This window comes from Falsiroseomonas sp., from assembly GCF_051860665.1.
Taxonomy (GTDB): domain Bacteria; phylum Pseudomonadota; class Alphaproteobacteria; order Acetobacterales; family Acetobacteraceae; genus Falsiroseomonas.
This window is the reverse complement of sequence record NZ_JBHYDM010000005.1, coordinates 29703-43856: the sequence shown is the minus strand read 5'-3', so window position 1 is coordinate 43856 and position 14154 is coordinate 29703. Positions and strand designations below refer to the sequence as shown.

Annotated in this window: 14 protein-coding genes; 5 read left to right on the top strand and 9 right to left on the bottom strand. The window is 72.3% G+C overall.

All coding sequences use genetic code 11. The annotated features are described in order from the left end of the window. From ACTIF1_RS06950 to ACTIF1_RS06940, 3 genes are all read left to right on the top strand, one after another. On the top strand, positions 1–1563 hold the full coding sequence (locus tag ACTIF1_RS06950; RefSeq protein ID WP_439595663.1) for an ABC transporter substrate-binding protein: 1563 nt from the start codon (positions 1–3) through the stop codon (positions 1561–1563). Between the two features lie 103 nt (positions 1564–1666). Continuing rightward, positions 1667–1933: a hypothetical protein gene (locus ACTIF1_RS06945; protein WP_439595662.1), complete on the top strand. Its 267-nt coding sequence runs from the start codon at positions 1667–1669 to the stop codon at positions 1931–1933. A gap of 88 nt (positions 1934–2021) precedes the next feature. After that, positions 2022–3005: a TRAP transporter substrate-binding protein gene (locus ACTIF1_RS06940; RefSeq protein WP_439595661.1), complete on the top strand. Its 984-nt coding sequence runs from the start codon at positions 2022–2024 to the stop codon at positions 3003–3005. Between the two features lie 21 nt (positions 3006–3026). Here ACTIF1_RS06940 and ACTIF1_RS06935 read toward each other — a convergent pair whose 3' ends face one another. Then, positions 3027–3932, bottom strand: a complete 906-nt coding sequence (locus ACTIF1_RS06935; RefSeq protein WP_439595660.1) for a DMT family transporter — start codon at positions 3930–3932, stop codon at positions 3027–3029. Positions 3933–4046: 114 nt separating this feature from the next. On the opposite strand from ACTIF1_RS06935, the gene ACTIF1_RS06930 reads away from it, so the two are divergent. Then, positions 4047–4496, top strand: coding sequence for a carboxymuconolactone decarboxylase family protein (locus ACTIF1_RS06930; RefSeq protein ID WP_439595659.1), 450 nt, complete (start codon positions 4047–4049; stop codon positions 4494–4496). After that, positions 4493–5380: an RNA polymerase sigma factor SigJ gene (gene sigJ, locus ACTIF1_RS06925; protein WP_439595658.1), complete on the top strand. Its 888-nt coding sequence runs from the start codon at positions 4493–4495 to the stop codon at positions 5378–5380. The genes ACTIF1_RS06930 and sigJ overlap by 4 nt, the downstream gene beginning before the upstream one ends. Here the strand turns inward: sigJ and ACTIF1_RS06920 are convergent. From ACTIF1_RS06920 to ACTIF1_RS06885, 8 genes are all read right to left on the bottom strand, one after another. Beyond that, the gene (locus ACTIF1_RS06920; RefSeq protein WP_439595657.1) at positions 5377–5556 is read right to left on the bottom strand and encodes a hypothetical protein; all 180 of its coding nucleotides are present in this window, start codon (positions 5554–5556) and stop codon (positions 5377–5379) included. The two genes, sigJ and ACTIF1_RS06920, sit on opposite strands and share 4 nt — an antisense overlap. A gap of 70 nt (positions 5557–5626) precedes the next feature. Beyond that, the gene (locus tag ACTIF1_RS06915) at positions 5627–7300 is read right to left on the bottom strand and encodes an acyl-CoA dehydrogenase family protein (RefSeq protein WP_439595656.1); all 1674 of its coding nucleotides are present in this window, start codon (positions 7298–7300) and stop codon (positions 5627–5629) included. Positions 7301–7305: 5 nt separating this feature from the next. Then, positions 7306–8514 (bottom strand): CoA transferase, encoded by a 1209-nt coding sequence (locus ACTIF1_RS06910; protein WP_439595655.1) that lies wholly within the window; start codon positions 8512–8514, stop codon positions 7306–7308. A gap of 43 nt (positions 8515–8557) precedes the next feature. Beyond that, a complete protein-coding gene (locus ACTIF1_RS06905) occupies positions 8558–10261 on the bottom strand; it encodes a ShlB/FhaC/HecB family hemolysin secretion/activation protein (RefSeq protein WP_439595654.1) in 1704 nt (567 codons plus the stop codon). Between the two features lie 105 nt (positions 10262–10366). Beyond that, positions 10367–11158 carry a heme ABC transporter ATP-binding protein gene (locus ACTIF1_RS06900; RefSeq protein ID WP_439595653.1) on the bottom strand — a complete coding sequence of 264 codons (792 nt, stop codon included), beginning with the start codon at positions 11156–11158 and terminating at the stop codon, positions 10367–10369. A 13-nt stretch (positions 11159–11171) separates the two neighbouring features. Continuing rightward, on the bottom strand, positions 11172–12248 hold the full coding sequence (locus ACTIF1_RS06895) for a FecCD family ABC transporter permease (RefSeq protein WP_439595652.1): 1077 nt from the start codon (positions 12246–12248) through the stop codon (positions 11172–11174). Then, positions 12248–13114, bottom strand: coding sequence for a heme/hemin ABC transporter substrate-binding protein (locus tag ACTIF1_RS06890; RefSeq protein ID WP_439595885.1), 867 nt, complete (start codon positions 13112–13114; stop codon positions 12248–12250). The genes ACTIF1_RS06895 and ACTIF1_RS06890 overlap by 1 nt, the downstream gene beginning before the upstream one ends. Continuing rightward, the gene (locus ACTIF1_RS06885) at positions 13114–14142 is read right to left on the bottom strand and encodes a hemin-degrading factor (RefSeq protein ID WP_439595651.1); all 1029 of its coding nucleotides are present in this window, start codon (positions 14140–14142) and stop codon (positions 13114–13116) included. Before ACTIF1_RS06885 ends, ACTIF1_RS06890 begins: the two co-directional genes overlap by 1 nt. Between the last annotated feature and the right edge of the window lie 12 nt (positions 14143–14154).

Genomic DNA, 14154 nt, shown 5'->3' with positions numbered 1-14154 from the left:
ATGCGGCTGCGGGTTCTGACGACGCTTTTCGTGGCGGCCAGCTCGGCCGCCCTGGCCCAGAACCTCACCGTCGCCACCGGCGCGCCGCCCACCTCGGTGGATCCGCATTTCTACAACGCGGCGCCCAACTTCGCGCTGTCCATGCATATCTTCGACCGGCTGGTGGAACGCGATGCGGAGGTGAAGGCCTATCCGGGCCTCGCCGAATCCTGGGACGCCATCGCGCCCACGGTCTGGGAATTCAGGCTGCGCCGCGGCGTCACCTGGCATGACGGCACGCCCTTCACGGCGGAGGATGTGGCCTTCTCCATCGCCCGGCCACCGCTGGTGCCGAACAGCCCGGCCAGCTTCAGCCCCTTCGTGCGCGCCATCCAGCGCACCGAGGTCGTGGACAGCCACACGGTCCGCTTCCACACCGCCGCACCGCATCCGCTGCTGCCGGTGGAGCTCGGCTCCATCGCCATCGTCGCCAGGCATGCGGCGGAGGGGCGGACGACCGAGGATTTCAATGCGGGCCGCGCCGCCATCGGCACCGGGCCCTATCGCATCACCCGCGCCGTCGCAGGCGATCGCTTCGAGCTGGTGCGCAACGACGCCTGGTTCGGCCCGCGCCAGCATTGGGAACGCGTGACCTATCGGGTGGTGGCGAATGACACGGCGCGCGTTTCCGCCCTGCTCGCCGGCGATGTCGACCTGATCGACCAGGTGCCCTCGACCGATCTCGCGCGCCTGAAGCGCGACAGCCGCGTTGCCATCGCGGAGGTGCAGGGGCTGCGCCTGATCTTCATCGCGCCGGACCGGTCGCGTCGCGGCAGCCTGCCCTTCGTCACGGACCATGACGGGCGCCCGCTGGAGGTGAACCCCTTCGACGACCTCCGCGTGCGCCGCGCGCTGAACATCTCGGTGAACCGGGAGGCGCTGACCGAGCGGGTGATGGAAGGGGCGGCAGCCCCCGCCGGGCAATGGATGCCGGCCGGTACCACCACCCATGCGCCGGAAGTTCCGGTGCCGGCCTTCGACCCGGAGGCCGCGCGACGGCTGCTGGCGGAGGCGGGCTATCCGGAGGGTTTCCGCATGACCCTCTTCACGCCGAACGACCGGTATCCGAACGACGCCCGCACCGCCCAGGCGGTGGCGCAAATGTGGAGCCGCATCGGCGTGCGCACGGCGGTGGAGGCGGTGCCCTGGACCAGCTTCTCCGCCCGCGCCGCGCGCCAGGAATTCCCGATCCGCCTGGCCGGCTGGGGCAGCAGCACCGGAGAGGCGGGCAGCGTGCTGATCAGCGTGCTCGGCACCTTCGATCGTGCGGCGCAGCGCGGCGCGGCCAATGCCGGGCGCTATTCGAACCCGGCGCTGGATGCGCTGACCGACCGCGCCGCCACGCTGCTGCCGCTGGAGGAGCGGGCCGCGGTGCTGCGGCAGGCGATCAAGCTCGCGACCGATGACGTGGCGATGATCCCGCTGTTCAACATCACCAATGCCTGGGCCACGCGGCGCGGCCTGGTGCATGAGCCGCGGATGGATGAGCGCACCATCGCCATGGGCACGCGCCCCGCGCCGTAAGGCGCCGATGGCCATCGCCCCGAAGGGCTTTGATCCAGGTCAAGGACCCCGGCGCCGCATGGGTTGAGACTGCCCGGCACGACAACAACGCCAGGAGTCCCGCATGAACCACCAGCACCGCAAGGTCCTGCACGCCCTCTTCGCCCATCCGGTCAGCGCGAATATCGACCCGAAGCATGCGCTGGCGGTCTTCGAGGCGGTGGGCGCGGAGGTGAAGGCCGGCGGGCATGGCCAGGTGAAGGTCTCCCTCAATGGCCATACCCAGGGCTTCCACGAGACGCGCCACAGCCTGTCGAAGGAGGAGGTGGTGGAGATGCGGAAATTCCTGACCACGGCCGGCATCGATCCGGAGCGCGATTTTCCGCTCTAGCCGGCGCCTGCCCAAGGGGGTTGCTCAGCCGGCCGGTTGAAGGCGATGCTTGCGCCATGGAGATGAACATCCAGGGGACAGCTTCACCATGACGTCACGCCGCCAGATCCTCGCCGCCGCCGGCGCGGCCCTCGCCATGCCGGCCCTCGGTCGCGGGGCCGCCGCGCAGACGCGCTGGCAATTCGCGACGCCCTATGCCGATGGCAATTTCCACACCCGCAACATCCGCCAGATGCTGACGGAGATCGAGGCGGCCACCAGCGGCCGGCTCGGCTTCCAGCTGCATTCCAACGGCGCGCTGCTGCCGATGCCGCAGATCAAGCGCGGCGTGCAGACCGGCCAGGTGCAGGCGGGTGAGATCCTGCTGACCGCCTATTCGAACGAGGATGTCTTCTTCGACGCGGACGCCATTCCGCAGCTGGTCACCAACTACCCGCAGGCGAAGAAGCTGGCCGATCTGCAGAAGCCCTATATCGAAGCGCGCATCGCCCGACAGGGCCTCACCCTTCTCTATATGGTGCCCTGGCCGCCGGCCGGCCTCTATGCGCAGAACCCGATCCCGACCATCGAGGGGCTGCGCGGCCTGCGCTTCCGCACCTTCAGCCCGGCCACGAACCGCTTCGCGGCGCTGGTCGGCGCGCAGCCCACGCTGGTGCAGTCCGCCGAACTCGCCCAGGCCTTCGCCACCGGCGTGGTGCAGGCGCAGATCACCTCCGCCGCCACGGGCGTGGATACCGCCGCCTGGGACTATGCGAAGGTCTTCACGCCGCTCGGCTTCTCCATGACCAAGAACGCCGTCCTCGTTTCCCGCCGCGCGCTGGAGGCGCTCTCGCCCGCCGACCAGGCCGCGGTCCGCACCGCCGCCGCCGCGGCCGAGGCGCGCGGCTATGAGCTGAGCGCGGAGGCGCAGCGCAGCACGGAGGCGACGCTGGGAGCCCGCGGCATGCAGATCGTCCCGCCCACCGAGGAATTCCTCGCAGGCCTCCGCCGCATCAGCGCGACCATGACGGATGAATGGGTGGCCCGCGCGGGGGCGGATGGCGCGAAGCTGATCGCCGACTACCGGGCCTGACCGAGGGCGGCGCCGCCGGGGCTACCGGCGCCGCGCCAGCAGGGCGACCAGCTGGTCGGCGAACACCACCAGCACGGCCGCCAGCACCACCAGCACCGCGCCGGCCAGGCTGGGCAGCGCCGGCACCAGGCCGAAGACCAGCAGGTCGAAGAGCACGGCCCAGAGCAGGGCCGTGTATTCGAAGGGGGCGAGCAGGGAGATCGGCGCGCGGGCCACCGCCTCCGTCATGCAGATATGCGCGAGGCCGCCGGCGATGCCGGCGCCGACCAGCCAGGCGAAGGAAAGGCCCTGCAGGGACGCCCAGCCGAAGGGCAGCGTCGCCAGCCCGCCCGCCGCGCAGATCAGCGAGAAATACAGCACGATGGTGCCCGGCAGCTCCGTCGCCGTCAGCCGCTTCACCTCCACCCGGGCGCCCAGCGTGGTGGCCGCCGCGGCGAGCGCGGCACCGACGCCGATCAGCGTCGCGGCATCCAGTCTCGGCCCGATGAAGGCCGGCGCCAGCATCAGCAGCACGCCGCCGAAGCCGAGCAGCGCCGCGCCGCCGACCAGCCAGCTCGGCCTCTCCCGCAGCACGATGACACCGACCGGCACCGCCAGCAGCGGCGCCAGGAAGCTGAGCGCGGTGGCGAGTGCCAGCGGCAGCTTGGACAGCGCCAGGAAGGAGAAGAACATGGAGGCGCAGCCATAGGCGCTGCGGCGGAGATGACTGAAGGGGTTGCGCGTGCGCAGCCCGCGCGGGAACTGGCCGCGCCAGGCGAGATAGGCGACCACCGGGATCAGCGCCCAGGCGCTGCGGTGGAAGACGATCTGCCCGAGCGGCGCCTCCGCCGAGGCCAGCCGCACCATCATGGACATGATGGTGAACAGCAGCGTCGCCGTCAGCCGGAGCGCGATTCCCCAGGCCGGGTGTTCCCGTTTGCCGCTCATGCCGGTTCCAGATTGCCGTGCCGCGGTCCTAGCAGAGGGCGCGCGGGTGCGGCACCCTGTCACAACCGGGGCCGCTGCCTCGTCCTGTGCATGATCACCAGGATGGAGTGGATCATGACACCGCGCCTCGACTATTTCACCGCCGCCCCCGAAGCCATGAAGGGCATGCTCGCCTTCGAGAAGGCGGTCGCCGCCAACCCGCTGGACCACGGCCTGCGGGAGCTGGTGAAGATGCGCGCCTCGCAGATCAATGGCTGCGCCTTCTGCCTCGACATGCATGCGCGCGACGCCCGCAAGGCCGGCGAGACGGAGGCGCGCCTCTACCTGCTGAATGCCTGGCGGGAGGCGCCGCACTATACGCCGCGCGAACGCGCTGCACTCGCCTGGACCGAGGCGCTGACCCTGGTCGCCAGCAGCGCCGCGCCGGATCCGGCCTGGGAGGGGCTGGCGCCGCATTTCAGCGACGCGGAGAAGGTAGCGCTCAGCCTGCTGATCTGCGCCATCAACAGCTGGAACCGCCTCGCCATCGGCTTCCGCGCCGTGCCGCCGCTGCCGAAGGCATGACGCAGGACGCGCTCCAGGATTTTGCGCCGCTGCGGCCCGAGCTGGTCGGGCTCGCCTATCGCATGACTGGGTCGCGCGCCCAGGCCGAGGATATCGCGCAGGAGACCTTCCTGCGCTGGTCCATGGTCGACCGGGCGGCGGTGGAGGCGCCGCGCGCCTTCCTGCTGAAGGTCGCGGCGCGGCTCAGCCTCGACCACCTGAAATCCGCGGCGCATCGGCGGGAGGCCTATGTCGGCCCCTGGCTGCCGGAGCCGATCGTCGAGAGCCTGGAGGCGCCGCAGCAGGTGGCGCTGGGCCAGGCGCAGGACCTGTCGGTCGCCTTCCTGCTGACGCTGCAACGTCTGTCACCGGCGGAGCGCGCCGTGTTCCTGCTGCACGACCTCTTCGAGACGCCCTTCGAGGAGCTCGCCACGCTGCTCGGCCGCAGCGCGCCCGCCTGCCGCAAGCTGGCAACGCGGGCGCGGGACCGGCTGGGGACGCCGGCGCCGCGCTTCGCGGTGGCGGAGGCCGAGGCGGCGCGGATCGCGCGCGCCTTCTTCGCCGCCTCCCGCGGTGGGGACCTGGCGCCGCTGCGCGACCTGCTGGCGGAGGATGTGGTGCTGCACACGGATGGCGGCGGCGTGCGGTCCTCAGCGCTGAACCTGATCACCGGCGCGGATCGCGTGGCGCGCTTCTTCCTGGGCCTGGCGGCGAAATGGCCGGGGCAGGCGGCGCCACTGCATGTCGGGCGCATCAATACGCTGCCGGGCTTCGTGACGCTGGAGGCGGACGGGCTGCCGCAGACCACCGCGCTGGAATGGCACGAAGGCCGCATCGTCGCGATCTATATGGTGCGCAACCCCGCCAAGCTGGCGGCCATCCGCACCGGATTGGTGCCTGCTTAGCTGGCGTCAGGCGGGTTGCGGCGCTGCGAATAGGTGATGAGGCCCATCACGATCGCAATCACGCCCGCCACCGCCGCCACGCCGATCAGGGCCAGCGAAATCCCGAACTGCAGCACCCGTGCCACCAGGGCCAATGCGGTCAGACCCACCGCGATCACGATCACCCATCGAAGCATGCTCTGCCATTCCCTCGGCTGAGCCCAGACAGCGCGCCGAGGGTGCAAGGGTTCCGCCTGGCAAAAACCTTCAGTTGATCCGGCCGAGCATGCCGCGCACGATCACCTGCGCCTGGATTTCCGCCGCCCCCTCGAAGATGGACAGGATGCGCGCGTCACACAGCACGCGGCTGATCGGGTATTCCACCGCATAGCCGTTGCCGCCATGGATCTGCAGCGCACAATCCGCATTGGACCAGGCGACGCGGGCGGCGAGCAGCTTGGCCATGCCGGCCTCGATGTCGCAGCGGCGGTCGGCATCCTTCTGGCGGGCGGCGAAATAGGTGAGCTGCCGCGCCATCATGGTCTCCGCCACCATGAAGCCGAGCTTGCCGTAGACGCGCGGGAAATGCTGGATCGCCTTGCCGAACTGCTTGCGGTCCCGCGCATAGCCGGCGCCGAGCGCGATGGCATTGCGCGCCACGCCGAGCGCCCGGGCCGCGGTCTGGATGCGGGCGCTTTCAAACGTCTCCATCAGCTGCTTGAAGCCGCGACCCTCGACGCCGCCGAGCAGATTGGCGACGGGGACTTCGAAACCATCAAACGTGATCTCGTATTCCTTCATGCCGCGATAGCCGAGCACCGGGATTTCCGTCCCCGTCATGCCCGCGGCGGGGAAGGGATTCTCGTCCGTGCCACGCGGCTTCTCCGCCAGCAGCATCGACAGGCCCTGGTAACCGGGGGCCTCCGGGTCGGTGCGGACCAGCAGCGTCATCAGGTCGGAGCGCGCGCCATGGGTGATCCAGGTTTTTGCCCCGTACACCTTGAAGACGTCGCCCTCGCGGACGGCACGCGTCCGCAGACTGCCGAGGTCGGAGCCGGTATCGGGCTCGGTGAACACGGCGGTCGGCAGGATTTCCCCCGAGGCAATGCCGGGCAGGAATTTTGCCTGTTGCTCCGGCGTGCCGCCGAGGCGGATGAGTTCGGCGGCAATCTCCGAGCGGGTGCCGAGCGAGCCGACGCCGAGATACGCCCCCGAAAGCGCCTCGGAGACCAGGCACATCGCCACCTTGCCGAGGCCGAGGCCGCCATGCTCCTCCGGCACGGTCAGGCCAAACACGCCCATCTCCGCCAGTTTTTGCACCGTCGGCAGCGGGATCAGCACGTCGCGGCGGTGCCAGTCCTGGGCGTAAGGCGCGATCTCCGCGGCGGCAAATCGCAGGAACTCGGCCTGGGTCGCCTCCAGCAATTCGTCCTGCAGGAAGTCGGCGCCGTGATTGTCCTCCGTCGCGGCCTCGGCCAGCAGGCGGCGCGCGGCGTCCAGCGCCGGCAGGTCGGACAGCGTGGCCAGCGCCGGCTCGGCCATGTAGCGGGCCACGGCTTCCGGCGGCACGCCCATATCGGCGGGGCGGATGATTTCGGACTGGCTCATCGGGATGCCGCCCGAGAGCTGCGCCAGGTATTCGGCAAAGCCCAGATGCAGGATGGCCTGTTCGACCGCGCCGAAGCGGCCGGCCGCGTCCAGCCGCTGCGCCCAGGCCAGCGTCTCCCGCAGCGCCGCCACATAGGTGGCCTGCCAGGCCAGGCCATGGCCGGCGAGCTGGTGCCGCTCCAGCAGGTCGGCGCGCACCTTGCCGGCCGGCGCCAGCAGGCCGGCGATGGCGCGGCGCGTTTCCTCATGCAGGCGTTCCGCGGCGGCAAGGCCGGCGGCGGCGCGGGTGAGCAGGTCGCGCGTGGTGGTGAGGTTGCCTGCGATCTGGTCCATGCGCCTTACTCCTGGGGGCCGGCGATGGTGCCGGCGTCATGCAGCTTGCCGATGGCGGAGGTGGTGAGGCCGAGCACTTCCGCCAGCACCCGGTCGGTATCCTCGCCCAGGCGCGGCGCCGGCGCGGCCGGCGCGCGTTCGGCAAAACCCAGCGGCACGGCCGGCGCCAGGATCTCGCCGACGCCCTGCTGGGAAATCCGCGAGAACATCGGATTGGCGGTCGAACACCGCGCATCCTCGCGCACGAGCTGGCCGAAATCCTGGTAGGGGCCCCAGAGCACGCCGGTGCCGGCGAAGGCCTCGCCGATCTCGGCGAGCGTATGCTTCGCGAACCAGGGGGCCAGCACCGCATTGATGGCGTGGCGCGCCTCGAAGCGGCCGCCCTCGTCGTTCAGGTCGACATCCAGCATCGGCCCGATCATGGCGATTTTTTCGGAAAGGCCCGTGGCCTTGCCGACCGCGGCCCATTGCCGGTTGGAGATGGCGCAGACCATCACGCGGCGGCCGTCCTTCGTCGGGAAGTCGCGGCCCCAGGCGCCGTAGAGGTCATTGCCCATGGGCGGGCGCACGCTGTTGTTCACCTGGACATCGGCGACATAGCCAAGGGTCGCCACCGAGGCGAGCATCACGTCGGACAGCGCCAGCGTCACCTCCCGCCCCTGGCCGTCCCGCCGGCGGGCGCGTTCGGCGGCGAGCAGCCCGGTGGAGAGGTAGAGGCCCGCGGCGATGTCCCAGGCCGGCAGCACATGGTTGACGGGCTCACCGCCCGTGCCCGTCGCGGTCGGAAAACCGCTGGCGCAATTCACGGTGTAGTCCACGGCGCCGGAGCCATCATGATTGCCCGTCAGGCGCATCATGATGAGGTCCTCGCGGTGCTTCGACAGCTCGCCAAAACTCATCCAGCCGCTGGCGGGCAGGTTGGTCAGCAGGATTCCCTTGCCTTCGCCGGGCGCGCAGATCAGCGCGCGGGCGATCTCGCGCCCCTCCGGCTTGTGCAGCGCCAGCGCCACGCTGCGCTTCGACTTGTTCAGACCGGTCCAGTAGAGCGAGGTGCCCGTCGGGGCCAGGGGCCAGCGGCGATAGTCGATATTGCCGCCGATCGGGTCGATGCGGATCACCTCCGCGCCCATCTGCGCCAGCGTCATGCCGCCGATCGGTGCCGCGATGAAGGCCGAGACCTCGACCACTCGCAGATCGCTGAGAATGCCCTGCATGCGAACCCCTTCCTGGATATCCAATCTTGGATACAAGAGGGGTTTAGAACCGGAGCAGCAGCCGGGACAACACCGCCCCCTCCTCCAATTCACGCACCCCGGCCCCCTCGGGCCGGCGCGTGATGCGGTTCACGCCTTCGAGCTCGATCTGCGCCCGCTCCGAAAGCTGCAGCCGAAGCCCGCCACCCCAGGAGGCCAGCCGCCGCGCGCCGGCATCGCTCGCATTGTCCGCGGCGCGGCCCTCGTCGCGGAACAGGTAGAGCACCAGGCCCAGCGGATCGGCCGACCAGGGGGGCGTGACCTGGGTCGCGGCCTGCAATTCCAGGCTGCCGGCGATGGCGCGGTCGCCGGCGATCTGCCCGGCGAAGAAGCCGCGGCCCAGCCGGTTGCCGCCCAGGTAGAATTTCTCCGCCGGCGGCAGGGCATCATCCGCCCATTGGATCGCGCCGGCGCCGTAGAGGGACAGCACCCAGCCCTCCGCCGGCTGGAATAGCGGCTGCAGGCGGGAGGCTTCGGCCGCCAGGCGAAAGAAGCCGAAATCGCTGCCCAGCCGCGCGCTGGTGCCATGGCTGCCGGTGCTGGCGCCGAAAACCTCGAGGCCCCGATGCAGGCGCAAGCTGGCGGAGCTGACGGCGGCGGCGGGGGCGAAGCCGAGAAGGGCATCCCGCGCCTCGCCCTCCAGCCCCAGCCGCAGGGCGCGCACCGCATCCCGGCTCGCCTGCTCCCGCGGCGCGCCCTCGCCGGGGCGCAGCCGCACCAGGCTTTCGAAGGCGTCGAGCTGGGCGGTGAGCGTCAGGTTGCGCGGGCGGGACCGGATCAGGGGCTGGGCCAGGGAGAGGCCTGCCACCCGTGTCTCCCCGGCATAGCCCAGCGCGGCCAGCGCCCCCCCCGGCGCGGCGCGGCCGGCGCCGGCAAAGCCGCGCAGCCGCAGGCCGGAGCCGCCAAGGAAGACCTCGTGGCTGAACTGCCCGAAGCTCTGGCCGTGCTGGTCGGACTGGAACAGCGCCACCTCGCTGCGCTCGCCGAAGCGGGTGACGGCGTTCAGCTGGCCGACCAGAAGCCCCTGCCAGGCGCCGGTCGCGGTATTGCCGCGATTGTCCAGGCTGGCGAAGCCGGAGAGCGGCGCGCGTTCCAGCCGCACCAGCAGCTGCAAGGCGCCGGGCTCGCCCTCGATCGGCCGCAGCAAGCCGCGGGCGGTGACGCCGGGGATATCGCCGGCCAGCAGCAGGGCGCGTTCCAGCGCGGCATGGGGCAGGGGGCGCTGGCCGATCAGCGGGTCCAGGAAGCGCCGCACCTGGCGCGCCGCGGGGCCGATCTCGCCCTCCAAAGCCACCTCGGCCACGAAGCCCTCGGTGACCGTCAGCAGCAGGTCCACCTGGCCCTCCGCCCCGGCCACCAGGCTGGCGCCGACCGCGACATAGGCGAAGCCGGCGGCGCGATAGGCACCGAGCACGGCCAGCCGCGCCGCCTCGATCTCCGCCAGCGTCACGCTGCGTTGGGCGAGCCCTTCGGGCCGCAGCGCGGCTTCGGGCAGCGCGGTATGGCCGCGGATGCGCACGGCGCCGAGCGGCAGGCGGCGGGTGGCGCCGGGGCCGGTGACGGCCTCCGGCTCCGGCGGCAGCAAGGCGGGGCCGAGGCTGGGGGCAGGGGCGGGGGCGACGCGCTCGATCAGCCCGGGCTGTGGCGGTGGCGGCTGGACCTGAGCCTGAGCCTGGGCCGGGACCTGGGCGGGCAGGCCCCAGGCCAAGGCGAGGGCAGCCAGGCGGGTCGTGGAAAAAGCCCGATACGCCGCCACTGCCACCCGGAACCCCGCGCCCTGTTCAACCCCCGCGCGACGACCCTGGCGTAACCCTTAGCCCGGCGTCAACGCACCTTCGGCGCCCAGCAGCGGAATCGGGCCCAGCCCCGGCATATGCCGGAAGGGAAGGCCATAGACGCGCTCCAGCAACTCGGTGTGCAGCGCCTCCTCCGGCGGGCCGCAGGCAATCAGCCGGCCCTTCTCCAGCAGCGCCACCCGGTCCGCGACGAAGGCGGCCTCCTGCAGGTCGTGCAGCACCACCAGCACCGCCAGGCCCCGCCCGGCCAGGCGCTTCAGCAGGCGCAGCAGCGCCGCGCGGTGGCCGGCATCCAGGCTGGCCGTGGGCTCGTCCAGCATCAGCGCCGCCGGCATGGAAGCGCCATCCAGCTGCGCCAGGGCGCGGGCCAGATGCACCCGCTGGCGCTCCCCGCCGGAGAGGGTGGCGTGGTCGCGCCCGGCCAGATGGGTGACATCGGCCTCGGCCAGGGCCGCCGCGATGGCCTCCTCGTCCCGCGCGGTCTGGGCCGGCGCGCCATGCCAGGGCAGGCGCCCCAGCGCCACCACGGCACGCGCCTGCATCGGGAAGGCCACGCCCACATGCTGGCCCAGCACGGCGCGGCGCCGCGCCAGGGCGCGCGGATGCCAGGCGGCCAGTCTCCGGCCTTCCAGGCTCGCCGTGCCGGCGCCGGGCCCTTGTTCGCCGGCCAGGATCTTCAGCAGGGTGGACTTGCCGGCGCCGTTCGGCCCGGCCAGCACCAGCACCTCGCCCGGGCGCAGTTCCAGCGACACATCGGTCAGCAGCGCGCGCCCGCCGGCGCGGAAGCCGATTCGCTCCGCCGCGATCATGCGCCGGACCCGGTCATGCTCGCGCGCCTGCGGCGCGACGCAGCAGCCACAGGAAGAAGGGCGCGCCGAGCAAGGCGGTGACCACGCCCACCGGCAGCTCGGCCGGCGCCGCCAGGCTGCGTGCGGCGAGATCCGCCAGCACCAGCAGCGCCCCACCGAGCAGGGCGGAGCCCGGCAGCACCAGCCGGTGGCCGGAGCCGAAGGCCAGCCGCAGCAGATGCGGCACCACCAGGCCGACGAAGCCGATCAGCCCGGTGAAGGCGACGCCCGCCGCGACGGCAATCGCCGCCAGCGTCACCGCCACGCGCTTCAGGACCTCCACCCGATGGCCGAGATGGAAGGCCTCCGCCTCGCCCAGCAGCAGCGCATCCAGGGGGCGGGCCAGGGCGATCAGCCCGAGCGTCGGCAGCCCCACCAGGGCGGCGACCACCGGCACCTGGTCCCAGCGCGAGCCGGCCAGGCTGCCCAGGGTCCAGAAGGTGATGTCGCGCACCTGGCGGTCATCCGCCGTGAAGATCAGCAGCCCGGTCAGCGCGCCGGCCAGGGCATTCACCGCGACGCCGGCCAGCAGCAGCGTCGCCACGCCGGTGACGCCGCCGATGCTGCCGAGGCGCGCCATCAGCAGCGTCGCCCCCAGCCCGCCGAGGAAGGCGGCGAGCGGCAGCATCCACAGGCCCAGCGCGCCGGCGGCCACGCCGAAGACGGTGGCGCCGAAGACGATGGCGGCGACGGCCGCCAGCGCCGCGCCGGCCGAGACGCCGATCAGGCCCGGATCGGCCAGCGGATTGCGGAACAGACCCTGCATGGCCGCGCCCGCGGCGCCCAGGCCGGCGCCGACCAGCGCGGCCATCAGCACGCGCGGCAGGCGGATGACGCCGAGCACCGCGGCATCGCGCCGGAATTCGGCCGGCAGCGGCGCCAGGCCCAGCCAATCCGCCAGCACGGCGCCGAGCCCGCCCGCCGAAATCCGCGCCGGGCCCAGCAGCACGCCCGCCGCCATGGCCGCCAGCAACAGCAGCACGCCGCCCGCCAGCACCAGGGCGGTGCGGTCGGCGGCACGCGGCGGCGGGGCGATGCGGGCGATGTGCATCACACCCAGGGCCGCGCGGGCAGCTGCGGCAGGGCGGCGCCAGGATGCAGCCGTGCGGCCAGGTCGCGCCGCGCATGCGCCGCGCGCGGGCCGAAATTCAGCAGATAGGCGCCATCGAGCGCGATCACGCGGCGGCTGGCGGCAGCCGGCGTGACGGCGAGGGCGGTGGCGCGCAGCAGGGAATCGACGCCGCCGGCCTCGGTCAGCGCATGGTCCATCATCACGATGACCTCCGGTGCCAGCTGCGCCGCGGCCTCGGCCGAGAGCGGGCGGTAGCCGGCGAAATCGCGGACGCAATTCTCGGCGCCCGCGGATGCCAGCATCACATCCGCATGGGTGCCGCGGCCCGAGACCAGCGGCGCGCCGCGCGCGGCGGAGAGCACGAAGAGCGCGCGCAGCGGCCGCAGCGCGGCGATCGGCGCATCCAGCGCGGCCCAGTCCGCGCCGACCGCCTCCGCCAGCGTGCTGCCATCCTGGCCGAGCGCCTGGGCGATGGTCGTGATCTTGCGCCGCACCGCCGCCGCACCCGCGCCATCGGGGATCAGCGAGACCGGCGCACCGGCCGCGCGCAGCACGGCGATGGCCTGCGGCGGCCCGGCCTCGTCGGAGAGCAGCAGCAGGTCCGGGTTCAGCGAGATCAGCCCCTCCGGCGCCAGGGACCGGAGATAGCCGACCTGCTGTAGCGACCGCGCCGGAGCGGGGAAGAGGCTGGTGCTGTCCACCGCCACCACCTGGCCGCCGGCGCCGAGCGCGAAGACCGTCTCCGTCACCGCGCCGCCGACGGTGACGAGGCGGCCGGCCGCCGCCCGCGCCGTGCCGGCGAGGGGCAGCGTGGCCGCCAGCCCGAGCAGCGCGCGGCGACGCATCACGCGGCGCGGTCCGAGGGCCAGGGCGTGCCCGAAACCTCGGCGACCACCGCGCGCCAGTCCTCGCGCTCCGGCTGGCCCGGCTTGCGGGCGCCGAAGATCATGGCGATGGTCTCGCCGGCCTCGTCCAGCAGCTCGATCGAGGTGACCTCGCCATCCGCGGTCGGCTTCACCACGCGCCAGGCCTCGGCGACGCCCGCCTCGCGCAGATGCAGGTTGAAGATCGGGTCCAGCACGTTGAACCAGCCCGGCGTGGCGCGCAGCCGGGTGACCGGGCCGGTATGGATCTGGATGGCGCTGCGATTGCCGACGAAGACCATGATCGGCACCTCGGCGCTCGCCGCGCGCTGCAGCGTGGCCGCGGCGGCGCTGGGCGGCAGACGCAAGGCCAGGTCCTCGCCGACGAGCCTGAAAGCCTGGCGGCGGCTGGCCTTGTGGCGGCGCAGCAGGGTGACGAAGTCGTGCGTATCCTGCAGCGCCAGCCATTCCGCGCGGAACTTCGCCTGGTCGACCGGGGTCTCGGCGGCGGGCGCCGTGGGCTCGGGCGGCGTCATCGGCGGCAGGGCGGCGAGCGGCGTGGTGAATTCCTCGACCAGCGCATCCCAGGCGGCGCGGTCCGTCTCCTCCGTGGCGAAGACCTTGTGGACCGCCGTGCCGTCCTTGTCGAAGATCTGGATCGAGGGACGCTCGCCGCCCAGCGCATAGGCATGCGCCCAGCGGCCGGGGAAGAGGCGCAGGTCGATATCCGGGCCGAGCACCAGGATATGGCCGGGGCCGGAGGAGACGTCCTGGAAGGCGCCATGCCGCTCATGCACCGCATTCTCGTTGCGGGTCAGCGCCATGATCCGGCCGAGGCGCGGCAGGGCGCCGAACAGCGCGCCCCATTCCGGCTTCAGCGCGGTCACTGTGCCGGTGGCGCCGCAGGCGACCAGCGCGGCTTCCGTGGTGCCGAGGCGCTGCGCCGCGTCGCGGGCCCGCACCGGGCCCGACTTCAGCAGCTCCGCATGGCGTTCGTTCAGGCTGGGCATCTTGGGTTCACT